The following is a 25286-nucleotide window of genomic DNA, read 5'->3' on the forward strand; positions in this document are numbered from 1 at the left end:
GGCCCAAGCATGAACCACCTCGCCCACACCTTCCTCGCCCCAGACTCCCCCGAGGCACGTGTGGGCAGCATCCTCGGAGATTTCTCCCGGGGTGTGGACTGGTCGGCCTTGCCTCCCCCGGTACTGGAAGGCGTTCGCCACCACCTGGCCGTTGATGTATTCACCGACAAACATCCGGAAGTCCTCGCCAGCAAGCAGCTGTTCTCCAAAGAACGTCGCCGCTTTGCCGGCGTGGCTCTGGACATTCTCTACGACCACTTCCTGTTGCGGCACTGGTGCCGGTTTGCTGACTGCGAGAGTGGGGAGTTTGTGCAGACGGTCTATCAAGAGCTGCAACGCCACGAACAGGTCATGCCGCCTGCCATGGTCAAAGTCACCCGCCGTATGGTGGAGCACGACTGGTTTGGCGCCTACCAGGACCTCGGCAATATTGGCTTCGCCCTGGACCGGGTCGCCGGCCGCATCCGCTTCCCCAACCAATTCACTGGAATAATTGACGAAATTCGGGACAATGAGCCGGAACTCGAGGCGAATTTCCTGACGTTCTTCCCGGAACTCCAAACCTTCGCCCGCCAGTTTCCGAACGTATAACAAGGAGTCCCAGATGGGTGAAGCCAAACGACGCAAACAAACCGGCGCCCCCTCGCCAGCCAGGAAAAACAACAAAAAGCCCCTGCTGATTGCAGGTGCATTGGTGGTTGTTGCGGCTGTGGCCGCCGCCCTGTACTTCCTCACAACCCCGCCGACCCCGACCTCCGACGAACTGCCGGTGGCCGCCGCGAACGCCGAACCTTTCCCGGCCTTCCTTGACCAGTACGGCACCTCCGTTGGCCCCGAAAACGCCAGAGTTGTCGTGCGTGAATTTGCCGACTACCAGTGCCCCGCCTGCGCCCGCTTCGCCGAAGCCAGCCAGCGTTTGAAGCAGGAATACGTCGAAACCGGCAAAGTCCGCTTCGTTTACTTCGACCTCCCCCTGCGCCAACACCAGAACGCCATGCCCGCCGCCCAGGCTGCCCGCTGCGCCGGTGACCAGGGCCAATACTGGGCCATGCACGACAAACTCTACGACGCTCAGGGCGAATGGAGCGGCTCCAACGACCCGGTAGCCACCTTCACCCGCTACGCCAACGGCCTTGGCCTTGAAGAACGCCGCTTCCGCCGGTGCCTGGAAACCGAACTGCACAAAGAAGCGGTAGAACAGAGTTTGCAGGTTGCCGTTCAAATGCGTGTTTCCAGCACTCCGACAGTGATGGTGGACAACATCCAGCTGACCCGCCCCGGCTGGGGGCAACTGTCTGCAGTTGTTGAGCGCGAACTCAACAGCTCCGGTGACTAATTCCGTTTTGCGATACTGGCCTGACGGCAAACTGAAGAGTTAGCCGGTGGCTGGGAGGCCTTTCCAAAAGCCTGCGTAGCCATGGATGGCGGAGCGGAGCGTACAGGGACGTATTCACAGCGTCTTTTGGAAAGGCCTCCCAGCCATCGGCGGGCCCCAAGGCAGAAAATTACGTAAACCCCCAACTTGCACCCAACACCCAGTTGGTTAAACTCTGCCCCCTTCCGTGAACACCACAAACCATGCTCCGGATTTACGATCCGGCCCGCAGGAGAAAACCATGAGCAACAACATCGTTGTCTGCGCACTGTACAAGTTCGCAGTATTGAATGATTACAAAGACCTACGCCAGCCCCTACTGAACCTCATGCTGGAAAAAGACGTCCACGGCACCCTGCTGCTGGCCCGCGAAGGCATCAACGGCACCATCGCCGGCAGCCGTGAAGGCATCGACGCCGTCAAAGCCTGGATCGCCAGCGACGACCGCTTTGATGGCGTGGACTACAAAGAATCCTTCGTCGAATTCCAGCCGTTCAAGCGCACCAAGGTCAAACTCAAGAAAGAAATCGTCACCATGGGCGTGCAAGGTATCGACCCGAAACGCGTCGTGGGTACCTACGTAGACCCCAAAGAATGGAACGACCTGATTTCAGACCCGGAAGTGCTGCTGGTCGACACCCGTAACCAGTATGAAGTGGAGATTGGTACCTTCAAAAACGCCGTCAATCCGGCCACTGACACCTTCCGGGAATTTCCCGAGTATGTGAAACAGAATCTGGACCCGCAAAAACACAAGAAAGTCGCCATGTTCTGTACCGGCGGCATTCGTTGCGAAAAGTCCACCGCTTACCTGAAAGAACAGGGGTTTGACGAGGTGTATCACCTCAAGGGCGGCATTCTGAAGTACCTGGAAGAGGTGCCTCAGGAGCAGAGCCTGTGGCAGGGCGAGTGTTTTGTATTTGATGACCGGGTTACCGTCAACCACAACCTCGAGCGTGGTGATTACGACCAGTGCCACGCCTGCCGCCGGCCCATTACCGTAGAAGACAAACAGCGCCCGGAATACGAGCAGGGTGTGAGCTGCCACCAGTGCATCGACTCCCTGACCGAGGAGCAGAAAGCCCGGTTCAAGGAGCGTGAGCGCCAGATGCGCCTTGCCGAAGAGCGTGGTGAAGCCCACGTGGGTGGCGAAGCGGCCCGCATTATTGCCGAGCGCAAGGCCCGCAAGAAGGCCGAACGGGAGCAACAGGCCCGCAGAAGTCTGGAGGGGGAAAACGCACGTAAGTCTGCGTCGAATTGAAGAAAAACCCAACCAAGGAGAAACTATGTTGATCAGGAAACCGCTGGTAGTCGCCTGTATGGCACTGGCCCCGATGGTTCATGCCCAGGAAAGTGAAAACTGGAAAGGCGAAGCCGAACTGGGTGTGTTGGTGACCTCCGGTAACAGTGAGGAAACCAAGGTGAACGGCCGGCTGGGGCTGATTCACGAAACCGACACCTGGCGTAACAGCGGCGATTTCAGCTCCAAGTACACCGAGGCTGAAGACCAAACCACCGCCGAGGAATACAAGGCCGCACTGGAAGCCGACTACAAGTTCGACGACCAGCAGTACTGGTTTGTTCGCGGGTCCTGGGAAGATGACCGTTTCTCCGGCTACGACTTTGAATCCACCCTGACCACCGGTTATGGCAACCGGGTGTGGCAGTCTGGCGACCGTTCCTTCCTGGACCTGTCTGCCGGCGCCGGTTATCGCTACAACAAGCTCAAGCAGATGGACGTGGACACCGGTCGTGACGTGGAAGAAGAAGCCGTCGCGCGGCTGGCAGGCCAGTTCGATTACGGTTTGTCTGAAACCTCCCTGTTCCGGCAGAAACTGAGCACGGAAATCGGCCTGGATGACAACAACACCATCACCCAGTCTGAGACCTCCTTGCAGAGCACCATCGTGAACAGGCTGTCCATGAAAGTGGCATTCCGGGTGAAGCATGTGTCGGATGCGCCGGAAGGCTCAGACAAGACTGATACCGAAACGTCGCTGTCTCTGCTCTACGGTTTCTGAGCAGCGTCGGTTAAAAAAACGGGGCAGGTGGTTCAACCATCTGCCCCGTTTTTGTTTGCGGAAACCGGTTATACGTTGTTTCGCAGCCCCAGCTCGTCCGGGTAGGGGGTCAGGTATTTCTGGGTGTGCAGGTAGTCTACCGGCTCCTTGCGCTGGGCCAGGCGCAGCAGTGTCATTGGCACCACCAGCGGGATCTCGCCGCGCCGGTAGGCTTCAATCTGCTCCAGCAGCACCGTTTTCTCTTCGGCGGACATGCCGTCTTTCAGGTAGCCCAGCAAATGCTGCATGGCATTCACGTGGGAGCCCCGGCTCACTTTCTGGGTCATGGCTTCCATAAAGCCGTGAATATAGCGCTCGGCAATCTGCGCCAGCGGCTCGGACTTCAAATCGGCCAGCATCGGCCCCAACTGGCGGTAGATCTTTTCAGAATGGGCCAGCAGGGTGAACTTGTGGCGCTGGTGGAACTCCAGCAGTGACTGCTTGGTGAGCTGGTCGCCGGCCACGTTCTGCATCCAGTCGTCGTAGGCGAACACACGCTCGATAAAGTTTTCCCGCAGCATGTCGTCATGCAGGCGGCCCTCTTCTTCCACCGGCATCAGCGGGTAGGCTTTCATCAGGGCATCCGCGAACATGCCCCGGCCATCGCGATGCATGAAGGCGCCCTCGGCGTTATGGATCTTGATGCGCTCCATGCCGCAGCTGGGGGATTTCGCCATCAGGATATAGCCGCGCAGGTTCTCCAGGGAGGGCAAAACCTGCTGGATGAAGTCCTGCATGGGTTGTGTGTGGTCTTTGGTGCCTTTGCTTTCAACCAGGTGCAGGCCGTCTTCGTGCTCGCGCAGGTGAATGGCCGGGCGGGGCACGCCAAGGCCCGCTTCCAGCTCCGGGCAGATAGAACGGAACTCGAAATGCTTTGACAGCACCTGGGTGCAGTAACGGGAATGTTTATGGCCGCCATCGTGGCGAACTTCCTTGCCGAGCAGGCAGGTGCTGATGCCAACAGGTATACCGCTCACAGGCTTCTCCAGTCTTGAAAGTGACGTTGCTGATACCGCTTACGCGCTTTCAGTGTAAACCGATCAGGCGGCTGTGCCCAACACCGGGGTGGGCGGGTCAGTGTCGCTTTTGCCTGGCCGCCAGGCTGGTGGCGTAAATGCCCCGGACATCCCGGGCAAACTGTTCGATGGAGTAGTCAGCGGCAAAGTTGCGGGCCTTGTCGGACAGTTCCGCACGCAGTGCGTCATCTTCCAGCAGTTGCCGGGCCTTCTCGAGCCAGCGAGCCTGGTTCTCCGGTGTCTTGTAGCCATTCAGGCCGTCGCGCACCACGTCTTCAATGCCACTGGCGCGAACAGCCACCACCGGCAAGCCGGCAGACATGGCCTCCAGGATGACCATGCCCTGGGTTTCGGATTTGGAGGCGAACAGAAAGGCATCCCCCAGGTTATACCAGAGCGACATCTCCTCCGGTTGCACGGCACCGGCCAGGGTGAAATGGCTTGCCAGGCCCAGGCTTTCAATTTTTTTCTGAAGGCGGTCCCGCTGGTGCCCGTCGCCGATCATCAGGAAGCGGAACGGTATGCTGGTTTCTTTCCTCAGCCGGTCGATGGCTTCAATCATGAAGTCGATGTTTTTCTCGTTAGACAACCGCGCCACGCTGATGAAAACCTTCTCGTTGGTCAGCCCCAGTTTGTTGCGCAGGGCGTCAACGTCGGCTTTTTCTACCGACTGAAAGCGCTGGTACTCGATGCCGGTGGGCTGCACAAAGGTGGGCGTGGTTACCCCGATCATGCGCAGGTATTCCTCGGTGGAGTAGGTGGGCACAATCACCCCATCGCAGCGGTTAGCGAAACGCTTGATCAACGCGTGAGAAATCAGGTTGCGGAACAGCATGCCGGGCAGGGGCACGAAGTGGGCATAGTGCTCCAGCCGGGTGTGGTAGGTGTAGATGGCCGGAACGCCGAGCTGGCGGGCCATAAACAGCCCCAGGCTGCCGAGCCAGAACGGATGATGCAGGTGAATCACATCAGGCCGGAACGCCCGAACCTGTTTGCGAATGCGGGCCAGGAAGATATTGGCCAGCCGGAACTCCCGTTTCTCGCCCATGGCCAGAAGCGAGGGCACTCGAACCACCGCATCTTCCTGGTCAGACTGGTCGCGGTATTTTGGCGCGACAACCAGGGTGCTGTCGCCCAGTTGCTCCAGCCCGTTGCGCAATCGTTCGATGGAAATCGGCACACCGCCAATGAACGGCAGGTAGTTGTTGGTAAACATGGCCACCCGTAACGGTTTCTCCAGCCAGGGCGTAGGGTCCAGGTCGTAGTCCGGATAGTAGTCTTTGCCGATGAAGATCACCTGGTACAGCTTGATGGTGATGGCCACAAACACGGACACAATCAGGATGAAGTTCAAAAAGCCGGTATAGAACAGGGAGTAGATAAAGAACCAGAAACCTTCCAGCCGTTTCCAGAGGGGGTGCTGGCCCACCTCGAGGCGCTGCATCTGGTGCTGCACCTCGCCGTTCGGCGAGACCGACACCTCAACGTAGTGGTAGAAGCTTTCTTCGGTGTTGAGTACCAGGCCTCCGGCGCCGCCGGTCGTGATGTAGGGAGTGCCGTCGATCTCCTGTTCGTCATACAGGGACAGGTTGGCGGAAAGCACCAGGGCGATTTCCTGCTCCTTCACCAGCTGCATCAACGCCTGGCGAAAGGCTTCCGGCTGCAAGTAGTCTTCTTCTCCGTCAAACAGGGTCGGGGTTTGCGGTTGCAACAGCGGGTGGCCAACAAACAGGATCTGGGCGTTACTGGTGTCGTGGGCCAGCAGGTCCCGCAGCCAGCGTATTTGCCAGCGCCAGGGTGTTTTGCCGGTGCTGTCGAGAAAAATCAGCCGGGTGTTGCCGGTGCGGATGCTGTAGAAGTGCGGGCCGAAGTGGTCGTAGAACCGGAAGCTGCCGAAGTCCTCGTATTCGTGGGCCCCGAAGGTGAGTAAGTAGGGAATCTCCAGGTGGCTCAGGGTGCCGTATAGCGCCCGGTACTTGTCTTCGCCACCGCCGCTGACCGCGTTGCCGGCGGAAACCAGAAAATCCAGGCCGGCCTGGTTCAGTTCCGGAATAAAGCGCCGCTCGAAAATGCCGACCGAATTGTTGATGTTGCCGACTACCGCAAAGCGGATACCTTCGCCGGGTGGTGTGCGCTGGTGGATTCGCTCCACCTGCTCGCTGTGCAGGGCTTCGAAATCCTGCTTGAAGAAATTCAGGTACACCTTGTAGCCGATCAAGGCCACGACAATTACCAGGCACAGGTAAAACAGGAGTTTCAGCGGGTTTCGTCGGGTCATGACACGCTCCGGTGGCTTTTGATCAGTTCCCTTTGCATCACCAGCAGGCCGATCAGCATACCCAGGTAGATCGTCAGAAAGCGCCAGGCAATGGTGACCAGCACCAGGTGGTTACCCGATAGGATATCCCGGAAGAAACTGCCGAACACCCCTTCGGAAATGCCGGAAGCGCCCGGGGTGGGTGAGAAGTACATGATGAAGGTTGTCACCACCAGCAGCCCCAGAGTGACTAGGTAATTCACCTCATAGCCCAGGCCATGGATCAGCAGCGCCGGAAAGCTGAACAGGCTGAGCAGGAACAGCGCGGTAAAGCCCACCGAGAGCAGGATGTCGCGGGGGTTACCTTGCAGGTAATCGCTGAAGCACTGGGCAAACCGGAGCATTTCCCGGCGCAGTTTGAACTGCCACCGGTCGTGGCGGCAGGCGTTGATCAGGTGGGCCTTGCGAAGCCCGGCGATCAGGGCGCTCAGAGGGGCAATCAGCCAGCGGGTGCGGAGCAGCAGCACCGCAAAAAATCCCAGATACAGGGTTACGAACACGGCCAGGGCCGTGCTGACACCAGACGATAAGACCCCGCCATCGAGTGCATCCAGCGTGAGCAGAAAGACCGGAGTCAGGGAGAAAATGAAGATCACCGCCAGTACCGTGCGAATCGTGGTGGCGGCAGTGGCGCGGGCAACCGGCACACCGTGGCGGGTCAGGTACCAGATCTGGGCAAAGCCACCACCCGTGGCCATGGGCGTGACGTTGGAGAAGAACAGGTTGATAAACACCAGCCGGAATACTTTGCGCAAGGGCAGCCGGTGGCCGAGCGCCCGGAGGGTGTAGTGCAGGCGCAGGCCATCGGCCAGGTAATACACCAGTAACAGGGCCGCGGCCGGGATCAATAGTGTAGGGGAGAGCAGGCGGTTATCAAACTCGAAACTGCGGCCGGCAAAGCGATCGTATACAGCATAGAGGCCCGCGCCGGTCATCAGCAGGAAGACCAGGCTGAACAGTGTCAGCCTGCGCCAGGAGGTCCGTTTCTGGTAGTCGCCGTCAGTCTCGCTTGCCATTGCTTGCCCGCCGTATCATGGCGAGCAGTTTACCCTGACCGGCGTGGGCGTTGTCCAGTGCACTGTGCAGGACTAGGTTCTGGTCAGTGGCCGTACACCATCATGGTGGTGTCGGTAATGGCGAAATCGGTGAACTGAACCGAACCGATGCTGGTGCCACCAATCTTGAATACCGGCATGTCGATGTCAGCCCGGAACTCTACATTGTGAATGGACAGCCCGTCTTTGCCGGAGCCCGCGCTGGTGCCTTTCGCAAGGCGGGCGGTGGCATGGGCCATACCGAAGTGGCCAAGGGTATCGTCGCCCCTGCGGTTGTGGATCTGCAGGCCTTCAATGCCGACGGCGGCGAAATTGAACAGCAGGATAACGTCTGCCGCTTCCCAGTCCAGGCTGCCGTTGGTGATCTCAAAATGGGTATCCAGCTGAAGCTCCGAGCCGGAGACGCTGTTGCCGTTAGCCAGGGTGCGGGTAGAGGTGCCACCGTTACGAATCACCAGGTCCGTCGGGCCGACATAGCCTTGCAGAAAGATATTGGAAAACAGGTTGGCACTGCCTTCCGAGCCGGTGGTGGTCACGCTGTCGATGGCCAGTTCGAAGTCCACTGCCTGCAGGTAGTCGGCCAGGCTGGTCGGGTCGCCGTAATCGGTGGCGCCCAGGTGGATAACCAGGTCGCCGCTGTTGAATTTCTTGCCGTAACCGCCGGAGAGTGCGTAGCGGGCCAGGGCATCGGCAACATCGGGATCAGAGCTGTCCAGCAGGCCGGCGTCTGCCCGGCGGGCGATTTCAGAGAAGCCGTGGGTCAGTACTTCGCCCTCACCGGCAATATCGACCGTCAGTTTCAGGTTATCGAGCACGGAATCGTTGTGGCCGGACAGGCGGATGCCGTTCACACCGAGCGTGCCCTCGTCGGTCCAGGTCAGGCTGTCGATGTTCAGCTTGGTTTCCAGCTCGATGGTGACCCCGGCCTGGCCGGTAACCGACGACATGGCTGAATCATTCAGCGGCTGGAAGTCAGCAACGGCAGGCACGGGCAGCAAGCTGGCTGCGGCCAGTAACGTGCCGGTCAGTGGCAATTTGGAATAGGTGCGGTACATGTTGGCCCCGGGTTTCATTCGACAATTTGTTGTTGTTTTGACAAGCCCGCAGGGACAACACAACCAAGGCTGCGGTGGTTATTTGTTGTACAGGTGTACTTTAGGCGGGGAGGGCGCGGGTATCTGTGCGCTGTTTCACAAACCGGCTGGTCGCATGGGAGCGGTCTATGACCTTGAAATCCGCGCCAGCAGCACGCAGGTATAGAGATTGAATCCTTAAAATCACCCTCTAAACCAAAGGGGAAACCAAGATGCCCAAGCATTTCGAGCAGGCGCCCGGTCTTTACGACGCTCCGGTACCGGAAACCGAAGGTTATGTGTTCAACCAGACCATGATGCGCATCAAAGAGCCTGAGCGCTCCCTGGACTTCTACACCCGGGTAATGGGGATGCGGCTGGTGCGTAAACTGGATTTCCCGGAAATGAAGTTCACGCTCTACTTCCTCGGCTATCTGGATGACAAACAGGCCCAATCTGTACCGGCAGACGATGCCCATCGCACAACCTACACCTTCGGGCGCGAAGCCATGCTGGAACTCACCCACAACTGGGGTACCGAAGACGATGCAGACTTCGCTTACCACAATGGCAACGACCAGCCCCAGGGCTTTGGCCACATCGGTGTTGCAGTGCCGGATGTTTACGCCGCGTGCGAGCGTTTCGAAAAACTGGGCGTGGAGTTTGTGAAGAAGCCGGACGACGGAAAGATGAAAGGCCTGGCCTTTATCAAAGACCCGGACGGCTACTGGATTGAAATCCTGCAGCCGAACATGCTGGAAAAACAGCGCAAAGACAGCTGATCTCTGCGCGTGTTAACCAGCGGTAGCCCCGGTATCAGTGCTCGGCACTGGTATCCGGGGATTTGCCATAGCGGGAGGCCACGATCACCGCTATGGTCAGAATCAGTGCTCCGGCAATACCGACAGGCCCCAACACTTCCCCCAGAATCACCCAGGCCAGTAGCGCCACAAACAGCGGCTCCAGCGTTACGATAATGCTGGACAAGGTTGCTGGTGTGGTTTTCATACCGCTAAAAAAGCTCACATAGCCGATGCAGGTGGGCACCACGCCGATGTAGACAATCATCAGCCAGTGCTTCAGCCCCAGAGTGTCCAGCCCTTCAAAACCTCCACTGAATGCAACCACCGGCAACAGCAGTAACGCTGCCGTGGCAAAGCAGATAAACGCTGTTGTGAATACCGGTGTGCCGGCAGAGTTGTAGCGGCTGGTCAGTGTGAAGCCGGTATAGACGGCGGCAGCCAGCAACGCCATCAGAATACCTGCAAGGCGCAGTGAACCGGCGGTATCCATATCGCTGACCACCAGCATGCCGGTGCCGGCAATGGCGGCGAGTGCTGCGATGACCGTCAGCAGGTTCGGTTTTTCCCCGAGCAGCGGCGCGGCCAGAATGGCCACCAGGACGGGCGGCAGGCACAGGGAAATCAGGGTGGCAATGCCAGCGCCGGTCAGGTCGACGGCCAGCAGGTAGCTGCCCTGGTAAAACGCCTGGAACAGGCCAAGGGCGGCCAATGGCAAAAAGGCTTTCAGGCCCAGCGAACGGAGCGAGCTGCCGGCAACCTGCTGGCCGGGGTGGGCGGCAACCAGTTGCTTCTGCTCCCGGCGCATCAGCAGCCAGAAGAAGGGCAGGGCAACCACCAGCCGAAGAAAACCGAGGGTGATGGCCTCAAGCTCTGTGCCGGTAAACAGAAACTTGGCAACAATGCCTGTGGTGGCCCAGAGCAGCGCGGCCAGGGCAATCAAAAGGGCGCCTTGAATCATCTGAATCTGCCGGATTGGTGTTGGTTGGCCGGCAAGGGTAGCAGCGGCAGCATGGCTGCGCCAGAGGGGCAGGGAAGGGCAGCGGGGGCTGCCCGACAGGGTCTTACTCTACGGCGAGCCGCTCGGCATTCTTCTCAACCGTACGGGCACCAATACCTTTCACCTTGGCAAGCTCTTCGGTGGCGGAAAACGGGCCGTTTTCTTCGCGGTAACTGATGATCGCCTGTGCCTTGGCTTCGCCAATACCGTTCAGCGAGGCCAGGGTAGCTACATCGGCTGTATTGATATTGATGGTTTCAGCTTCGTTGGCGTAGGCAAAGCCGGTGGCCAGGCTGAACAGCAAAACGAGGGTTGCCAGAAGGGCGTTGTGTTTCATCGGAGAACTCCTGAGTGTCGATAATGTTGTTATGAACAGTCAGGCATGACAGCGAGTGGTTGCTGGTAGGGCGGTAGGTAGGTGTTGGAGCCTGAGTGCACGGAATGGGACTACGATCCGTGTAGTCCCGACATTCCGTGGCTGACCCCTGCCTGATCCGTCAGGCGCGCATCATCCTGAGCACTTCGTCCTTGCGTTCATCCTTGCAGCCCTGTCCTTCGGGCAACTCCTGAATCCGTGGAGTTTCCATCCCTGAGCCAACGTCCGTGCTGGCTTATCATCCCTGACAACCGCCATTTTACTGAACATGAGTGGGGGAAATACCGGACATCGGCTCGTTGGTGTGTGCGAGATGTCTTACATCGTTGTGAGTATTTCGGTGAATTTGGGTTCATGGTTTGGGTGCTGCGAGCGTCGTGCACACAAACAGCGCGCTTGGTTGCCCAGTGCACTGAATTGAAGCAAAGGTTAGTGCGCTATCTTGTGGCGCGATTACGAAATGCGCGCTGAACAATATATAACATAATGTTTTTAAAGTATTTTCTGTGGTGTTGGAACAGCTGATGCTATGGGGTTCAGGCGTTGACGACTCATAACCCAACGAAAAGGACGCACAACATGAGCATCAAAAAACACGTGAAACTGGGCCTCTCTGCATTGGCGCTGTCTGTCTCCCTCGGTTCCATCAATACCGCGTTTGCCGCCGAAGACCCCATCAAAGTGGGTATTCTCCATTCCCTGTCCGGCACCATGGCCATCAGTGAGACCGCACTGAAAGACACCATGATGATGCTGATTGAAAAGCAGAACGAAGCCGGTGGCGTGCTTGGTCGCCAACTGGAGCCGGTGGTGGTTGACCCTGCTTCCAACTGGCCATTGTTCGCGGAGAAAGCCCGTGAGTTGCTGGAAAAAGAAAAAGTCGACGTGATCTTCGGTAACTGGACCTCGGTGTCCCGTAAATCCGTCCTGCCGGTGGTAGAGGAACTGAACGGCCTGCTGTTCTACCCGGTTCAGTACGAGGGCGAGGAATCGTCTGAAAACGTGTTCTACACCGGTGCAGCGCCCAACCAGCAGGCGATTCCAGCGGTGGATTACCTGATGAACGATCTGGGTGTTGAGCGCTGGGTGCTGGCGGGCACGGATTACGTTTACCCGCGCACCACCAACAAGATTCTGGAAACCTACCTGAAAGACAAAGGTGTGGCCGCCGGCGACATCATGATCAACTACACGCCTTTCGGCCACTCGGACTGGCAGACCATCGTGTCTGACATCAAGAAATTCGGCAGCGCCGGCAAGAAGACCGCCGTGGTCTCCACCATCAACGGCGACGCCAACGTGCCCTTCTACCGTGAACTGGGTAACCAGGGCATTTCTGCCACCGATATTCCCGTGGTTGCGTTCTCCGTGGGTGAACAGGAACTCTCCGGCATCGACACCGCTCCGCTGGTTGGCCACCTGGCTGCCTGGAACTACTTCATGAGCGTGGATAACGACGCCAACTACGACTTCATCGACGCCTGGGTTGCCTACAAGGGCGACGATGCCGCCGTCACCAACGACCCGATGGAAGCCCACTACATCGGTTTCAACATGTACGTTGAAGCGGTGAAGAAAGCCGGCACCGCCGACGTGGATGAAGTGAAAGACGCCATCATCGGGGTGAGCGTGCCCAACCTCACCGGCGGCTACGCCACCATGATGCCGAACCACCACATCACCAAGCCGGTGCTGATTGGCGAGATCCAGGACAACGGCCAGTTCTCCGTGGTCTGGGAGACCCCGTCTACCGTGGCTGGCGATGCCTGGTCTGACTTCCTGCCAGGTTCCAAGGACCTGATCAGTGACTGGCGAGCGCCTCTGCGCTGCGGCAACTTCAACGTGGTCACTGGCAAGTGCGGTGGTGGCTCGGCTGACGTCGCCTCCAACTAAGCTCCAACCGGGCACAGCCGGGCAGGCCTGAGCCTGCCCGGCACCGCTCCCGAATTCCCAAGCCAACAGGAATGAATCATGAGCATTCACCGATTGCTCGCCAGGATGGTATTGGCTGTCTGTCTGGCCCTAGGGGCCACACTGGCGAATGCCCAGGCGCAGACCGATGCGCCCGAAGCGCTGCTGAAACGGCTCGTAGAAGCCGGGCAAGCTGAAAAAACCGACTTACTCAAAGCCCTCTCCGAAACCGGCGACGAACGCGCCCGGGGCTGGCTGGAAGCCGTTCGCGACGGCAAACTCGCGATGATTGAAGACACCGGTGCCCTGGTGATTGTGGTTAACAACCGGGGCCGTAACTGGCAGATCGCCGACGCCCTGACCGGCGAAGACCTGGGTGAAATGTCGCGCCGGGATCTGCAAAGCCTGCGCGTGAACAACGCCCTGCGGGCCGACATCGAGGGCATCCTCTCGGTTATCGACCTGACCGTAGCCGACCCAGGCCAACGCCTTGATGCCGCGCGCAATCTGCTGGGCGACGTGAATGAAGCGCTGGCCACCCAGCTGCAGGCCCGTTTGCAGGTGGAAGACAACGGCCAGGTGCGTGACATGCTCACCAATGCCCTGGCCATTTACCAGGTGGAGCAGGGCGATGTTGAGGCGGTGGCCACTTTGTCTGGCAGCCTGAACCCGACTGTGCGTGCCGCCCTGAATAATGCCGTTAACAGCGATGACCCTGCGCTGGCGGCTGCGGCCGAAAAAGCCCTGGCCAGCATTGAACAGAAACTGAAACTCAACCGCGCTGCCGAGACCCTCTATTTTGGCCTGTCCCTCGGCTCGGTACTGGTGCTGGCCGCCATTGGCCTGGCCATCACGTTTGGGGTGATGGGCGTGATCAACATGGCCCATGGCGAGCTGATCATGCTCGGTGCCTACACCACCTGGGGCATGCAGCAACTGTTCCCGGGCCAGCCTGGCCTGGCCCTGATCCTGTCCATCCCGGCCGGATTCCTGGTGGCGGCGCTGGCGGGCATCGCCATTGAGCGCAGCGTTATCCAGTACCTGAAGGGCCGCCCGCTGGAAACCCTGTTGGCCACCTTCGGCATCAGCCTGATCCTGCAGCAGCTGGTGCGCACCGTGATTTCCCCGCTCAACCGCACGGTGGTCACGCCTGAGTGGATGAGCGGCTCGATCATGGTAAACGAAGCGCTGTCGCTCACCCTGAACCGCCTGTACGTGATTGGCTTTGCCCTGGTGGTATTCGCCGGGCTGATGCTGATCATGCGCAAGACTCGCCTGGGGCTGGAAGTCCGTGCTGTTACCCAGAACCGGGCCATGGCCCGCTCCATGGGCATTAAAGCCACCAAAGTGGACATTATGACCTTCGCCCTGGGCTCCGGTGTGGCCGGGCTGGCGGGCGTGGCCCTGTCGCAGATCACCAACGTTGGCCCCAACCTGGGCCAGAACTACATCATCGACTCGTTCATGGTGGTGGTGTTCGGTGGTGTGGGCAATCTCTGGGGCACCCTCATTGCCGGGCTTTCCCTGGGCACCATCAACCAGCTTCTGGAACCCTGGGCGGGTGCGGTCCTCGCCAAAATCATGGTGCTGGTGCTGATCATTCTGTTCATTCAAAAGCGGCCACGCGGGCTATTCCCGCAGAAAGGCCGGGCGGCGGAGGGCTGAGTTATGGCGACATCACAAACCTGGCTGCTCCGGCCCTTCCAGGAGCGTTCCACCCAAGTTTTCCTTGGTGTGCTGTTCGCCGCCCTGGTGCTGGTTACCTTCCTGCATCTGTTTATGCCGGAAGACAGTGCCCTGCACGTAAGCGCTTACACCGTCACCCTGCTGGGCAAATACCTGTGCTACGCCTTGTTGGCGGTGGCGGTGGACCTGGTGTGGGGTTATCTGGGCATTCTCAGTCTGGGCCACGGCGCCTTCTTTGCCCTCGGCGGCTACGCCATGGGCATGTACCTGATGCGCCAGATCGGTGATCGCGGCGTGTATGGCGATCCTGTGTTGCCGGACTTCATGGTGTTCCTGAACTGGCAGGAGCTGCCCTGGTACTGGCAAGGGTTCGATATGGCCTGGTTCGCCTTCATCATGGTGCTGCTGGCCCCGGGCCTGCTGGCGCTGGTGTTCGGCTTCCTGGCCTTCCGCTCCCGGGTAACCGGCGTGTACCTCTCCATCATCACCCAGGCACTCACCTTTGCGTTGATGCTGGCGTTCTTCCGCAACGAGATGGGCTTCGGTGGCAACAACGGCCTGACCGATTTCAAAGACATCCTCGGCTTCAACCTGCGCAGCGACGCCACCCGGCTTGGCCTTTTCCTGGCGACCGGCATCGCGCTGGCGGTGGGCTATGTCGTGTGCCGTGCCATTGTGACCAGCAAACTGGGCCGGGTCAGCGTGGCCTGCCGCGATGCCGAAGCCCGTACCCGGTTCCTGGGTTACCGGGTGGAGCGGGTGCAGCTGTTTGTGTTCGTGGTCTCCGCCATGCTGGCGGGTGTGGCCGGCGCGTTGTATGTGCCACAGGTGGGCATCATCAACCCCAGCGAATTCTCGCCGCTGTTCTCTATTGAAATCGTGGTGTGGGTGGCCCTGGGTGGTCGCGCAACGCTTTACGGGGCGGTGATCGGCGCCATCCTGGTGAACTACGCCAAAACCGTGTTCACCGGCGTCATGCCAGACGCCTGGCTGTTCGCCCTGGGGGCGCTGTTTGTGCTGGTGACCGTGTTCCTGCCCAAGGGCATTGCCGGCCTGCTACAGAAACGCCGCCAGAAGGACGATGACCAGCCCGGCGCTCAGGAGGCCACCGCATGAGCATCTTTGAACAACTCACTAACCGGGACCAGGTGTTCGATTTTCTCACCCCCGTGGCGTCGCCGGTCGACGTGCGCCACGGGCCGATCCTGTACATGGAAGGCGTGAGTGTGAGTTTCGATGGCTTCAAGGCCATCAACAACCTCAACCTCACCATCGACGACGGCGAACTGCGTTGCATCATCGGCCCCAACGGGGCGGGTAAAACCACCATGATGGACATCATCACCGGTAAAACCCGGCCCGATACCGGCTCGGTGTGGTTCGGCAGCCGCCACAACCTGCTGCGCATGAACGAGCCGGACATTGCCACCCTGGGCATTGGCCGCAAGTTCCAGAAGCCCACCGTGTTCGAGGCCCTGACCGTATTCGAAAACCTCGAACTGGCCATGGCCGCCGACAAACGCATCCTGCCCACCCTGACCGCCATCATGACCGCGGAATACCGGGACCGGATTGACGAAATCCTGGAAATGATCGGTTTGCAGGCGCTGCGCGACAAGCCCGCCGGCATCCTCTCCCACGGCCAGAAACAGTGGCTGGAGATCGGCATGCTGCTGATGCAGAAACCCCGGCTGCTGCTGGTGGACGAGCCCGTGGCCGGCATGACCGAACAGGAAATGGAACGCACCGCCGAGTTGCTCACCAGTCTCGCGGGCAAACAGTCCGTGGTGGTGGTGGAACACGACATGGGCTTCGTGCGCTCCATCGCCCGTAAAGTCACCGTACTGCACCAGGGCAGCGTGCTGGCCGAAGGCACCATGGACCAGGTCTCCAACGACCCGGACGTGATCAAGGTGTATCTCGGGGAGGAGGCCTGATGCTCAAGATTGAAAAGCTCAACCAATTCTACGGCGAAAGCCACACCCTCTGGGACCTGGAGCTGGACGTGCCTCAGGGCCAGTGCACCTGTGTGATGGGCCGCAACGGCGTGGGCAAGACCACGCTGATGAAATGCATCATGGGCGAGGAAACCGTGAAAAGCGGTTCCATCGAGTTTGCCCGGGATGTGGAACTCACCAAAAAGAAAATCGAAGACCGCTCCCGCCTGGGCATCGGCTACGTGCCCCAGGGCCGGCAGATCTTCCCGCTGCTGACCGTGGAGGAAAACCTGCGCACTGGCCTGGCGGTGCGGGCCGATGGCAGCAAGCAAATCCCCGAGCGCATTTACGAGCTGTTCCCGGTGCTGAAAGAAATGAAACACCGCCGGGGCGGCGACCTCTCCGGCGGTCAGCAGCAACAGCTGGCCATTGGCCGCGCGCTGGTGATTGAGCCGAGACTGCTCATCCTCGATGAGCCGGGGGAGGGCATCCAGCCCAACATCGTGGCCCAGATTGGCGAGGTGATTCGCCGGTTGATTGAAGAAGACGGCCTGACCGTGCTGCTGGTGGAGCAGAAACTGCCGTTCGCCCGCAAATACGCCGACCGTTTCGCCATCCTCGACCGGGGCCGGCGCGTGGCCGAAGGCGATATTGCCGGGCTGACCGATGAACTCATCAAACAGCACCTGACCGTATGACCGCCTACCAAGCCATCGACCGCCACGCCTCCGGCCACCGTTTCGACACCGAACGGCGCTGGGCGGCGGCCCTGGAACTGGGATTTGAAGCCCGCGCCGAGAGCGAACCTGCGCCGGTAACCCGGTTGGTGCGCCGGCGCCACCATGGCCCCCTGCGGGTGCAGCGCCCCTTCTACCCGGAGGGCAAAACCGGCTGCTGCCACGTGTACCTGCTGCATCCGCCGGGCGGCCTGGTGAGCGGCGACGAACTGCGCATCGAAGCCTCTGTCGCCGAAGGTGGTCACGCGCTTCTGACCACCCCGGCCGCGGCGAAACTGTACAAGGCCGACAGCCATGGCGTGGCCTGGGGCCAGCACACCCGGTTGCAGGTAGCCAAAGACGCGATCCTGGAATACCTGCCCCAGGAAACCATCGCCTTCGACGGCTCCCGTGGTTTGCAAACCACCACCATTGAACTGGAAACCGGCGCCCGAACCCTGGGCTGGGAAGTGCTCGCGCTGGGCCGCCCGGCCAGCGACCTGCCGTTTGCCACCGGCGAACTGGAACAGCGTTTCCATTTAAGCCTGAACGGCCAGCCGCTGTGGCTGGAGCGCCAGCTGCTGAACCCGAAACACCGCCGGTTCAACGGCCCCTGGGGCCAGGGTGGCGCCACTGTGCAGGCCACGCTCTGGGCGGTCGGGCTGGACGACGAAGCCGCCGCCATCGACGTGCTGAGAGCACAGTTACCAGACCACAACCGCTGGGCCGTCACCCGGCGCCGGGGCGTGCTGCTCCTGCGCTACCTAGGCACCGAACGCAACGAAGCCTGGGCCCTGTGTGAACAGGCCTGGCACCTGCTGCGCCCTCTGCTCGCCGGCGTACCGGCCCACACACCCAGAATCTGGCTTACCTGACGCATAAGAGACAACGGAGTCATCCATGGAACTCACCCCCAGAGACAAAGACAAGCTGATGCTGTTCACCGCCGCCCTGCTGGCCGAACGCCGCAAAGCCAAAGGCCTGAAACTGAACTACCCCGAAGCCGTGGCCCTGATCAGCGCCGAAATCATGGAAGGCGCCCGCGAAGGCCGCACCGTGGCCGAACTGATGAGCGCGGGCACCGAAATCCTCACCCGCGAAGACGTGATGGACGGCGTGGCTGACATGGTGCACGAAGTCCAGGTGGAAGCCACCTTCCCGGACGGCACCAAGCTGGTCACCGTCCACAACCCGATTGTTTGAGGAACGCGCCATGATCCCCGGTGAATACCAACTCAAAGACGGCGACATCGAACTCTGCGCCGGCCGCGAACGCGTCCAGCTGGACGTCGCCAACACCGGCGACCGCCCGGTACAGATCGGCTCCCACTACCACTTCGCCGAAGCCAACCCGGCTCTGGATTTCGACCGCGCCAAAGCCCGCGGCTTCCGACTGGACGTGGCCGCCGGCACCGCTATTCGTTTTGAGCCCGGCCAGACCCGATCCGTGACACTGATTCCGTTTGCCGGAAATCGCGAAATCTATGGCTTCCGAGCGGAAGTGATGGGGAGTTTGGACTCCAAGAACTAAGTCTGAGGTCCGGCGGGGGTTGCCCTTCCGGGAATGTGCGGAGGCATGGATGCCGGAGAACAAGCGCCACAGGGATGTGCCGCAAGGAGCGTTTCCCGGAAGGGCAACCCCCGCCGGGCCAGGCACCAAGGTTAAAGCGAGAAAAAACATGAAAATCAGCAGACAAGCCTACGCCGACATGTACGGCCCTACAGTCGGGGACCGGGTCCGCCTGGGCGACACCGAACTGTGGATAGAAGTGGAAGAAGACCACACCCACTACGGCGATGAAGTAAAATTCGGCGGCGGTAAAGTCATCCGCGACGGCATGGGCCAGAGCCAGCGCTGCGACGACGCCGTGATGGACACCGTCATCACCAACGCCCTCATCCTCGACTGGTGGGGCATCGTCAAAGCCGACGTGGGCATCCAGAAAGGCCGCATCGCCGCCATCGGCAAAGCCGGCAACCCGGACACCCAGCCAGACGTCACCATCGTCATCGGCCCCGGCACCGAAATCATCGCTGGCGAAGGCAAAATCCTCACCGCTGGCGGCATCGACCCCCACATCCACTTCATCTGCCCCCAACAGGTGGAAGAAGCCCTGATGAGCGGCGTGACCACCATGCTCGGCGGTGGCACCGGCCCGGCCACCGGCACCAACGCCACCACCTGTACCCCGGGCCCCTGGCACATCGGCAAGATGCTGCAGGCCGTGGACAGCCTGCCCATGAACATCGGCTTCCTGGGCAAAGGCAACGCCAGCCTGCCGGAAGCGCTGGAGCTGCAGGTAAAAGCCGGCGTGATCGGCCTCAAACTGCACGAAGACTGGGGCACCACCCCGGCCAGCATCGACAACTGCCTGACCGTGGCCGACCAGTACGACATCCAGGTGGCCATCCACACCGACACCCTGAACGAATCCGGCTTTGTGGAAGACACCCTGGCCGCCTTCAAGGGTCGTTGCATTCACACCTTTCATACCGAAGGTGCCGGCGGTGGCCACGCTCCGGACATCATCACCGCCTGCTCCAAGGACTATGTACTGCCGTCGTCCACTAACCCCACGCGGCCCTACACGGTGAACACCGTGGATGAGCACCTGGACATGCTGATGGTATGCCACCACCTGGACCCGAACATCCCGGAAGACGTGGCCTTTGCCGATTCCCGGATCCGCCGGGAAACCATCGCGGCGGAAGACATCCTGCACGACATGGGCGTGATCTCCATGATCTCCTCCGATTCCCAGGCCATGGGCCGGGTGGGCGAGGTGATCTGCCGCACCTGGCAAACCGCCCACAAGATGAAAGTGCAGCGGGGCCTGTTGCCGGAAGACCAGGAGCGCGGCGCCGATAACTTCCGCGCCAAACGCTACATCGCCAAGTACACCATCAATTCCGCCATCACCCACGGCATTGCCCATGATGTGGGCTCGGTGGAAGTGGGCAAACTGGCAGACCTGGTGCTGTGGAGCCCCGCGTTCTTTGGTGTGAAGCCCGCCTGCATCCTCAAGGGCGGCATGATTGCCGCCGCCCCGATGGGCGACCCGAATGCCTCCATCCCCACGCCGCAGCCGGTGCACTATCGCCCCATGTTTGGCGCTTTCGGCAAAGCCGCCAGTGCCACGCGCCTGAGTTTTGTCAGCCAGGCTGCGCTGGACGCCAATATTGGTAAAGAGCTGGGCCTGGACAGCCCGCTCTCCGCCTGCAAAGGCGTGCGGAGTGTGCGCAAGCAAGACATGAAACTGAACGACGCCTGCCCGCACATTACCGTAGACCCGCAAACCTACGAAGTGCACGCCGACGGCGAACTGCTCACCTGCGAGCCGGCCATTGAACTGCCCCTGGCCCAGCGCTATCACCTTTTTTAATCAGTACAGCCCAAGACTATTCAATGAATAGCTCAGGGCTGTTGTGAGAGGAACGAACGGATGTTGGAACTGATAAAACGCATCACCCACGTAGATGCCAGCGAAATCCACGACAACCTGGTGCTGCCCTACGAACTGCGCATTCGCGGCCGCCTGCGGGCCACCACCGAAACCAACCTGGACGTGGGCCTGTTTCTGGACCGGGGCCCGGTGCTGAGAGATGGCGACCTGCTGGAAGCGAAATCCGGCGAGATCATCCGCATTCGCGCTGCCGAGGAGCGTGTGGTCACCGCCCGCGTAGAAACCGGCCTGCCGCTGGCCCGCTTGTGTTACCACCTGGGCAACCGCCACGTCACCCTGGCGATCGGTGAAGACGAGCAGGGCGCCTTCGTGCGCTTTCCGCCCGATCACGTATTGGAAGAGCTGGCCGAACGCCTGGGCGCCACCGTAGTGCACCACACCGCCACCTTCGACCCGGAACCCGGAGCCTACAACCAGGCCGGCCAGGGCCATTCGCACGGTCATAGCCATGGCCATTCCCACGCGGACTCTCATGAGCACTTGCACGGTAAAAGCCATGACCACACTCACGCTGCTGGACATACCCATGCTCACGGCCACAAGCACACCCACTGAGCCAGCGGCCATGGCGGGTGAGAGCGAGCCCGGCGGCGACCTGGCTTTGCTGGGGCTGATGCAGCTGGTCAGCCCGGCTTTGCCCATCGGCACCTTTGCCTGGTCCCAGGGCCTGGAAAGTGCCTTTGAGCTGGGTTGGGTGAACAACGAAGCGGAACTGGCCCGGTGGATTGAAGGCGTACTGGAAGACGGCCTGAGCCGGTGTGAGTTGCCATTGCTGGCCCGGGTGCAAACCGCCTGGGCGAACGACGACGGCGCCACCATTGCGCACTGGAACCAGTGGCTGCACGCCACCCGGGAAACCGCCGAACTGAGCGACGAAGACACCCGCCTGGGCGGTGCCCTGAAAACCCTGCTGGGCAACCTCAACCTGCTGCCGGAGGGAGCCCTGATTCCGGCCGAGCCTGGCTACATCACCCTGTTTGCCTGGGCCGCCCAGATGCGCCGGGTGCCGGTGCGGCAAACCCTGCTGGGCTTTGCCTGGGCCTGGCTGGAAAACCAGCTGGCGGTGGCCTGCAAAGCCTTGCCCCTGGGCCACACCGCCGCCCAACGGATTATCGAACAACTGCGCCCGGCCCTGGTGATTGCCACCGACCAGGCGCTGGCACGGCAAGACCACGAACTCGGGCCCATCCTGCCGGGCCTCGCGCTCGGCAGTGCCCTGCATGAAACCCAGTATTCACGGCTTTTCAGAAGCTGAATAAAAACATCAAGGAGATACAGCCATGACACATTGTCTGAGAGTAGGCGTCGGCGGCCCGGTCGGGTCTGGTAAAACCGCATTGCTACGCCAGCTATGCACCGCCCTGCGGGACCACTACGACATCGCCGTGGTCACCAACGACATCTACACCCGGGAAGACGCCGACTTCCTGCTGCGCCACGAAGCCCTGGCCGCAGACCGCATCCTGGGCGTGGAAACTGGCGGTTGCCCGCACACGGCCATTCGCGAGGATGCCTCTATGAACCTGGCGGCCATTGACGACCTCCAGCGCCGCCATCCGGATCTGGAGTTGGTGCTGGTGGAATCCGGCGGCGACAACCTATCCGCCACCTTCAGTCCGGAGCTGAGCGACCTCACCCTGTACGTGATCGACGTGTCCGCCGGCGACAAGATCCCCCGTAAAGGTGGCCCCGGAATCACCAAATCCGACCTGCTGATCATCAACAAGATCGACATTGCCGAACAGGTACACGCCTCCCTGGAGGTAATGGAACGGGACAGCAAAAAAATGCGTGGCGAACGCCCCTTCGTGTTCACCAACCTGTACGACGGAGTAGGGCTGGACACCATCATCAGCTTCATTCTGGAGCGCGGCATGCTGCCGGAAAGGCGTCCCGAAAAACTGGCCGAAATGGCCTGAGCAAACGAACCAATACGATTACAGAACCACCAGGAGCAACACCATGAAACTGACTTCAAAACTTCTCGCCACCGCCGCGCTGCTGACCGCCTCCGCCACCGCCATGGCCCATCCCGGCCATACCGAAGGCGGCTTCACCAGCGGCCTGCTGCACCCCATGCTGGGCCTGGACCACCTGCTGGCCATGGCCGCCATCGGCTTCTGGAGCGTGCGCCAGAGCAAACTCATGAAAAACGCTACCCCCGCCTTTGTGATCGGTGGCATGGTACTCGGCGCCGCCCTGGCCTGGGGCGGCCTGACCCTGCCGGGCGTGGAAACCGGCATCACCTTCTCGGTACTGGTGGCGGGCATCCTCATCGCCACCCTGGCTAAACTGCCCACCGCCGTGGGTGGCACCTTGGTTGGTGCGTTTATGCTGTTTCATGGCTTCGCCCATGGCGCGGAAATGCCCGAAGGCGCCACGCTGGCGGCCTACCTGGCGGGCTTCTCCATCGCCACGCTTGCCATCACGCTGGTTGGCCGTGGGCTGGGTAGCCTGATGCTGAGGGCGGATTGCCGGTTTAGTCGGGGGATTGGGGGTGTGTTGGCTGTGGCGGGGGCGTACCTGGCTGCTGCCTGATTCCGTAGTCCCTAGAGGAATGCAATAAGCCGCTCGGGAAACCGCGCGGCTTTTTCAGTATATGGTTTACAAAATTTGACCTTGACGGTATGGGAAGTTTCCTGAAGAGTAGGTTAGTGTGTAGTTATAAGAAACGGATTGGCAGCTGTTAAGGAAAACCGATGGACTTCGGCCAGCTATTCAACACCCTCCTGAACTCTCTACCGAATCAAGTCTGGTATTTCGTACCACTGTCTATCCTGTTGCCAATTCTGAGAACACCCTGGTTCAAAGGCAAAGCCGGCGAAGCCATGGTCAACCTCGCCGCGAAGCTGTTTTTCGATAAAGCCCGCTACCACCTCATAAAAAACGTCACCTTGCCCACGGAAGACGGCACCACTCAGATCGACCACATCATTGTCTCCCGGTATGGCGTGTTTGTGGTGGAAACCAAGAACATGAAGGGCTGGATCTTCGGTAACGCAAAACAGCGGTATTGGACGCAGAAGATCTTCAAGCACTCGCAGAAATTCCAGAACCCGCTGCACCAGAACTACAAACACGTGAAGACACTACAAAGCCTGTTGGGCCTGAGTGATGAGCAGGTTGTTTCGGTAGTGGTCTTTGTGGGTGATTCCACTTTTAAAACTCCCATGCCTGAGAACGTGACCCACGGTGGTGGGTATGTCCGCTTTATCAAAGCTCAAACCGAGCCGCGACTGTCGAATGCTGAGGTTCAGAAGGTGATCGACGCTATTGAATCCGGACGGCTGGCTGCTACTTTCGGTAATCACCGGAAGCATGTGGCGCATGTGAAGGAGATCGTGGCCAAGAAAGAAAGTGTGCCACGGTGCCCGAAGTGCCAGGGTGAGATGGTAAAGCGCAAAGTGAAGCGCGGAGAGAATATTGGGAGGAAGTTTTTTGGTTGCAAGGCATTTCCCAAGTGCCGGGGGATGGTTGGTGCTTCGTTATTGTAGTAACAGCTGTCAAATGATTACGGCGTAACCAGAGTGTTAATGTGGCGTACTGAATTGATTTAAAACGTTAGATTGGCGAAATTTGAGTGTTGGTTCCGAGCTGTTATTGACACTCAAATGATTGCAATAACGAAGCGCGCAATCTAGTTACTTTTAGCACTGCCAGAGGTTTTGTCTTAAACTCATTATGAATGAAATAAATAGGTTTGAGCTTTATGAAAAGTTGTATTTTCACGAAGTGGAGGCAAGAGAAAAGCTTGCTGCACGCCTACAAATCCCCTTGGCGCTGATACTTTCTATAATTAGCGTTTACTCAGTTATGATTAAAGGGACAGATTTTCTGAAGTCTAATTTTTGGAACCTTCTCTATCTTCTGTTTCTTGGATTAAGCATGCTTACGTTTCTGGCAACGCTTTCCTATTTCGTTAGGGGCTTCTACGGGCACACATACGAGATGATTCCCTCAGCATCCGATTCAGAGGATTATCACAAAAAGCTGATAGATACATATCAGAATTATGGTGATTACGAAAATTTGGTACGCGACGCTTTCAGGAAATATCTGTTTGAGTATTATGCAAGCTGCTCATCTAACAATACTAAGGTAAATGATGCAAGATCAACTTATTTGCATAAATGCAACACTTATCTGATTATTACGGCCATCCCCCTGGCTGTTTCATTTTTGATATTTTCCATGGCGGGTATAAACAAAAATTCTGATGAAAAAGAATATATGGTGAAAATTGCCAGCCCCATAAGCCTAGAATATACCGGCAATATACCTGATGTTGATAAGGTCTCAGAAACAAAAATTCCACAGTTAGAAATTTCCGATAAGAAAAAGGAGATAGTTAATGAGCAAAGACAAGAAGGGCGGAAATCCACCACCTCCTCCACCACCACCGCCGATAAGAGTGATTAAAGAAGATGTTGAAATAGGAAAATCCAATAGAAAAGATAGGTGAAGCATTTATGTCCGCAGATACTAAGGAGTTCAAAAGTA

General features: G+C 59.3%; 26 protein-coding genes. 20 read left to right on the plus strand and 6 right to left on the minus strand.

What is annotated here, in order from left to right; all coding sequences use genetic code 11:
• Positions 1 to 9: 9 nt before the first annotated feature.
• The 4 genes from Q668_RS11490 to Q668_RS11505 all read left to right on the plus strand — a co-directional run bounded on the left by Q668_RS11490 (position 10) and on the right by Q668_RS11505 (position 3396).
• Entirely contained in the window at positions 10 to 591 is a 582-nt protein-coding gene (locus Q668_RS11490; protein WP_022989756.1) for an ACP phosphodiesterase, read from the plus strand.
• Positions 592 to 604: 13 nt separating this feature from the next.
• A complete protein-coding gene (locus Q668_RS11495) occupies positions 605 to 1336 on the plus strand; it encodes a DsbA family protein (protein ID WP_022989757.1) in 732 nt (243 codons plus the stop codon).
• Between the two features lie 280 nt (positions 1337 to 1616).
• Entirely contained in the window at positions 1617 to 2636 is a 1020-nt protein-coding gene (locus Q668_RS11500) for a rhodanese-related sulfurtransferase (protein WP_022989758.1), read from the plus strand.
• A 25-nt stretch (positions 2637 to 2661) separates the two neighbouring features.
• On the plus strand, positions 2662 to 3396 hold the full coding sequence (locus Q668_RS11505) for a YdiY family protein (RefSeq protein WP_022989759.1): 735 nt from the start codon (positions 2662 to 2664) through the stop codon (positions 3394 to 3396).
• Positions 3397 to 3464: 68 nt separating this feature from the next.
• Here the strand turns inward: Q668_RS11505 and Q668_RS11510 are convergent, their stop codons facing one another.
• The 4 genes from Q668_RS11510 to Q668_RS11525 form a co-directional block, all read right to left on the minus strand.
• A complete protein-coding gene (locus Q668_RS11510) occupies positions 3465 to 4412 on the minus strand; it encodes a YbgA family protein (protein ID WP_022989760.1) in 948 nt (315 codons plus the stop codon).
• 97 nt (positions 4413 to 4509) lie between these two features.
• Positions 4510 to 6729 (minus strand): glycosyltransferase, encoded by a 2220-nt coding sequence (locus tag Q668_RS11515; RefSeq protein WP_022989761.1) that lies wholly within the window; start codon positions 6727 to 6729, stop codon positions 4510 to 4512.
• Positions 6726 to 7784 (minus strand): lysylphosphatidylglycerol synthase transmembrane domain-containing protein, encoded by a 1059-nt coding sequence (locus tag Q668_RS11520; RefSeq protein ID WP_022989762.1) that lies wholly within the window; start codon positions 7782 to 7784, stop codon positions 6726 to 6728. Before Q668_RS11520 ends, Q668_RS11515 begins: the two co-directional genes overlap by 4 nt.
• An 83-nt stretch (positions 7785 to 7867) precedes the next feature.
• Complete coding sequence (locus Q668_RS11525; protein WP_022989763.1) at positions 7868 to 8878, minus strand: DUF6160 family protein; 1011 nt, start codon at positions 8876 to 8878, stop codon at positions 7868 to 7870.
• 251 nt (positions 8879 to 9129) lie between these two features.
• On the opposite strand from Q668_RS11525, the gene gloA reads away from it, so the two are divergent.
• Positions 9130 to 9678, plus strand: a complete 549-nt coding sequence (gloA, locus tag Q668_RS11530) for a lactoylglutathione lyase (protein WP_022989764.1) — start codon at positions 9130 to 9132, stop codon at positions 9676 to 9678.
• A 34-nt stretch (positions 9679 to 9712) separates the two neighbouring features.
• Here gloA and Q668_RS11535 read toward each other — a convergent pair whose 3' ends face one another.
• Complete coding sequence (locus Q668_RS11535; protein ID WP_022989765.1) at positions 9713 to 10657, minus strand: DMT family transporter; 945 nt, start codon at positions 10655 to 10657, stop codon at positions 9713 to 9715.
• 103 nt (positions 10658 to 10760) lie between these two features.
• Positions 10761 to 11033 (minus strand): ComEA family DNA-binding protein, encoded by a 273-nt coding sequence (locus Q668_RS11540; RefSeq protein ID WP_022989766.1) that lies wholly within the window; start codon positions 11031 to 11033, stop codon positions 10761 to 10763.
• 618 nt (positions 11034 to 11651) lie between these two features.
• Here Q668_RS11540 and urtA point away from each other — a divergent pair.
• From urtA to Q668_RS11615, 15 genes are all read left to right on the plus strand, one after another.
• Positions 11652 to 12965 carry an urea ABC transporter substrate-binding protein gene (gene urtA / locus Q668_RS11545; protein WP_022989768.1) on the plus strand — a complete coding sequence of 438 codons (1314 nt, stop codon included), beginning with the start codon at positions 11652 to 11654 and terminating at the stop codon, positions 12963 to 12965.
• A 78-nt stretch (positions 12966 to 13043) separates the two neighbouring features.
• Positions 13044 to 14648, plus strand: a complete 1605-nt coding sequence (gene urtB, locus Q668_RS11550) for an urea ABC transporter permease subunit UrtB (protein ID WP_022989769.1) — start codon at positions 13044 to 13046, stop codon at positions 14646 to 14648.
• Between the two features lie 3 nt (positions 14649 to 14651).
• Positions 14652 to 15785, plus strand: coding sequence for an urea ABC transporter permease subunit UrtC (gene urtC, locus Q668_RS11555; protein ID WP_022989770.1), 1134 nt, complete (start codon positions 14652 to 14654; stop codon positions 15783 to 15785).
• On the plus strand, positions 15782 to 16606 hold the full coding sequence (gene urtD / locus Q668_RS11560; RefSeq protein WP_022989771.1) for an urea ABC transporter ATP-binding protein UrtD: 825 nt from the start codon (positions 15782 to 15784) through the stop codon (positions 16604 to 16606). The genes urtC and urtD overlap by 4 nt, the downstream gene beginning before the upstream one ends.
• Positions 16606 to 17304, plus strand: coding sequence for an urea ABC transporter ATP-binding subunit UrtE (urtE, locus tag Q668_RS11565; protein ID WP_011786439.1), 699 nt, complete (start codon positions 16606 to 16608; stop codon positions 17302 to 17304). Before urtD ends, urtE begins: the two co-directional genes overlap by 1 nt.
• Positions 17301 to 18197, plus strand: a complete 897-nt coding sequence (locus tag Q668_RS11570) for an urease accessory protein UreD (protein ID WP_022989772.1) — start codon at positions 17301 to 17303, stop codon at positions 18195 to 18197. Before urtE ends, Q668_RS11570 begins: the two co-directional genes overlap by 4 nt.
• 25 nt (positions 18198 to 18222) lie before the next feature.
• Positions 18223 to 18525, plus strand: coding sequence for an urease subunit gamma (gene ureA / locus Q668_RS11575; protein WP_014422377.1), 303 nt, complete (start codon positions 18223 to 18225; stop codon positions 18523 to 18525).
• A gap of 10 nt (positions 18526 to 18535) precedes the next feature.
• Positions 18536 to 18853, plus strand: a complete 318-nt coding sequence (locus Q668_RS11580) for an urease subunit beta (RefSeq protein WP_022989773.1) — start codon at positions 18536 to 18538, stop codon at positions 18851 to 18853.
• Between the two features lie 148 nt (positions 18854 to 19001).
• Positions 19002 to 20705 carry an urease subunit alpha gene (ureC, locus tag Q668_RS11585; RefSeq protein ID WP_022989774.1) on the plus strand — a complete coding sequence of 568 codons (1704 nt, stop codon included), beginning with the start codon at positions 19002 to 19004 and terminating at the stop codon, positions 20703 to 20705.
• A gap of 60 nt (positions 20706 to 20765) precedes the next feature.
• Positions 20766 to 21341 carry an urease accessory protein UreE gene (ureE, locus tag Q668_RS11590; protein ID WP_022989775.1) on the plus strand — a complete coding sequence of 192 codons (576 nt, stop codon included), beginning with the start codon at positions 20766 to 20768 and terminating at the stop codon, positions 21339 to 21341.
• Positions 21313 to 22041 (plus strand): urease accessory UreF family protein, encoded by a 729-nt coding sequence (locus Q668_RS11595; RefSeq protein WP_036219812.1) that lies wholly within the window; start codon positions 21313 to 21315, stop codon positions 22039 to 22041. Before ureE ends, Q668_RS11595 begins: the two co-directional genes overlap by 29 nt.
• A gap of 25 nt (positions 22042 to 22066) precedes the next feature.
• A complete protein-coding gene (gene ureG, locus Q668_RS11600) occupies positions 22067 to 22705 on the plus strand; it encodes an urease accessory protein UreG (RefSeq protein WP_036219814.1) in 639 nt (212 codons plus the stop codon).
• A 43-nt stretch (positions 22706 to 22748) separates the two neighbouring features.
• Positions 22749 to 23324 (plus strand): HupE/UreJ family protein, encoded by a 576-nt coding sequence (locus Q668_RS11605; protein WP_022989778.1) that lies wholly within the window; start codon positions 22749 to 22751, stop codon positions 23322 to 23324.
• Between the two features lie 161 nt (positions 23325 to 23485).
• Complete coding sequence (locus tag Q668_RS11610) at positions 23486 to 24280, plus strand: nuclease-related domain-containing protein (RefSeq protein ID WP_022989779.1); 795 nt, start codon at positions 23486 to 23488, stop codon at positions 24278 to 24280.
• 187 nt (positions 24281 to 24467) lie between these two features.
• Positions 24468 to 25205, plus strand: coding sequence for a hypothetical protein (locus tag Q668_RS11615; protein ID WP_022989780.1), 738 nt, complete (start codon positions 24468 to 24470; stop codon positions 25203 to 25205).
• Positions 25206 to 25286 lie beyond the last annotated feature (81 nt).

Origin of the sequence: Marinobacter sp. ES-1, assembly GCF_000475255.1 — a bacterium.
In the GTDB taxonomy this organism is placed as follows: domain Bacteria; phylum Pseudomonadota; class Gammaproteobacteria; order Pseudomonadales; family Oleiphilaceae; genus Marinobacter; species Marinobacter vinifirmus.

What these genes read in the sequence shown, in the direction of transcription:
- Q668_RS11490 (WP_022989756.1), top strand. Translation starts at nt 10, where the DNA reads ATGAACCACCTCGCCCACACCTTCCTCGCCCCAGACTCCCCCGAGGCA.
- Q668_RS11495 (WP_022989757.1), top strand. Translation starts at nt 605, where the DNA reads ATGGGTGAAGCCAAACGACGCAAACAAACCGGCGCCCCCTCGCCAGCC.
- Q668_RS11500 (WP_022989758.1), top strand. Translation starts at nt 1,617, where the DNA reads ATGAGCAACAACATCGTTGTCTGCGCACTGTACAAGTTCGCAGTATTG.
- Q668_RS11505 (WP_022989759.1), top strand. Translation starts at nt 2,662, where the DNA reads ATGTTGATCAGGAAACCGCTGGTAGTCGCCTGTATGGCACTGGCCCCG.
- Q668_RS11515 (WP_022989761.1), bottom strand. Translation starts at nt 6,729, where the DNA reads ATGACCCGACGAAACCCGCTGAAACTCCTGTTTTACCTGTGCCTGGTA.
- Q668_RS11520 (WP_022989762.1), bottom strand. Translation starts at nt 7,784, where the DNA reads ATGGCAAGCGAGACTGACGGCGACTACCAGAAACGGACCTCCTGGCGC.
- Q668_RS11525 (WP_022989763.1), bottom strand. Translation starts at nt 8,878, where the DNA reads ATGTACCGCACCTATTCCAAATTGCCACTGACCGGCACGTTACTGGCC.
- gloA (WP_022989764.1), top strand. Translation starts at nt 9,130, where the DNA reads ATGCCCAAGCATTTCGAGCAGGCGCCCGGTCTTTACGACGCTCCGGTA.
- Q668_RS11535 (WP_022989765.1), bottom strand. Translation starts at nt 10,657, where the DNA reads ATGATTCAAGGCGCCCTTTTGATTGCCCTGGCCGCGCTGCTCTGGGCC.
- Q668_RS11540 (WP_022989766.1), bottom strand. Translation starts at nt 11,033, where the DNA reads ATGAAACACAACGCCCTTCTGGCAACCCTCGTTTTGCTGTTCAGCCTG.
- urtA (WP_022989768.1), top strand. Translation starts at nt 11,652, where the DNA reads ATGAGCATCAAAAAACACGTGAAACTGGGCCTCTCTGCATTGGCGCTG.
- urtB (WP_022989769.1), top strand. Translation starts at nt 13,044, where the DNA reads ATGAGCATTCACCGATTGCTCGCCAGGATGGTATTGGCTGTCTGTCTG.
- urtC (WP_022989770.1), top strand. Translation starts at nt 14,652, where the DNA reads ATGGCGACATCACAAACCTGGCTGCTCCGGCCCTTCCAGGAGCGTTCC.
- urtD (WP_022989771.1), top strand. Translation starts at nt 15,782, where the DNA reads ATGAGCATCTTTGAACAACTCACTAACCGGGACCAGGTGTTCGATTTT.
- urtE (WP_011786439.1), top strand. Translation starts at nt 16,606, where the DNA reads ATGCTCAAGATTGAAAAGCTCAACCAATTCTACGGCGAAAGCCACACC.
- Q668_RS11570 (WP_022989772.1), top strand. Translation starts at nt 17,301, where the DNA reads ATGACCGCCTACCAAGCCATCGACCGCCACGCCTCCGGCCACCGTTTC.
- ureA (WP_014422377.1), top strand. Translation starts at nt 18,223, where the DNA reads ATGGAACTCACCCCCAGAGACAAAGACAAGCTGATGCTGTTCACCGCC.
- Q668_RS11580 (WP_022989773.1), top strand. Translation starts at nt 18,536, where the DNA reads ATGATCCCCGGTGAATACCAACTCAAAGACGGCGACATCGAACTCTGC.
- ureC (WP_022989774.1), top strand. Translation starts at nt 19,002, where the DNA reads ATGAAAATCAGCAGACAAGCCTACGCCGACATGTACGGCCCTACAGTC.
- ureE (WP_022989775.1), top strand. Translation starts at nt 20,766, where the DNA reads ATGTTGGAACTGATAAAACGCATCACCCACGTAGATGCCAGCGAAATC.
- Q668_RS11595 (WP_036219812.1), top strand. Translation starts at nt 21,313, where the DNA reads ATGCTCACGGCCACAAGCACACCCACTGAGCCAGCGGCCATGGCGGGT.
- ureG (WP_036219814.1), top strand. Translation starts at nt 22,067, where the DNA reads ATGACACATTGTCTGAGAGTAGGCGTCGGCGGCCCGGTCGGGTCTGGT.
- Q668_RS11605 (WP_022989778.1), top strand. Translation starts at nt 22,749, where the DNA reads ATGAAACTGACTTCAAAACTTCTCGCCACCGCCGCGCTGCTGACCGCC.
- Q668_RS11610 (WP_022989779.1), top strand. Translation starts at nt 23,486, where the DNA reads ATGGACTTCGGCCAGCTATTCAACACCCTCCTGAACTCTCTACCGAAT.
- Q668_RS11615 (WP_022989780.1), top strand. Translation starts at nt 24,468, where the DNA reads ATGAATGAAATAAATAGGTTTGAGCTTTATGAAAAGTTGTATTTTCAC.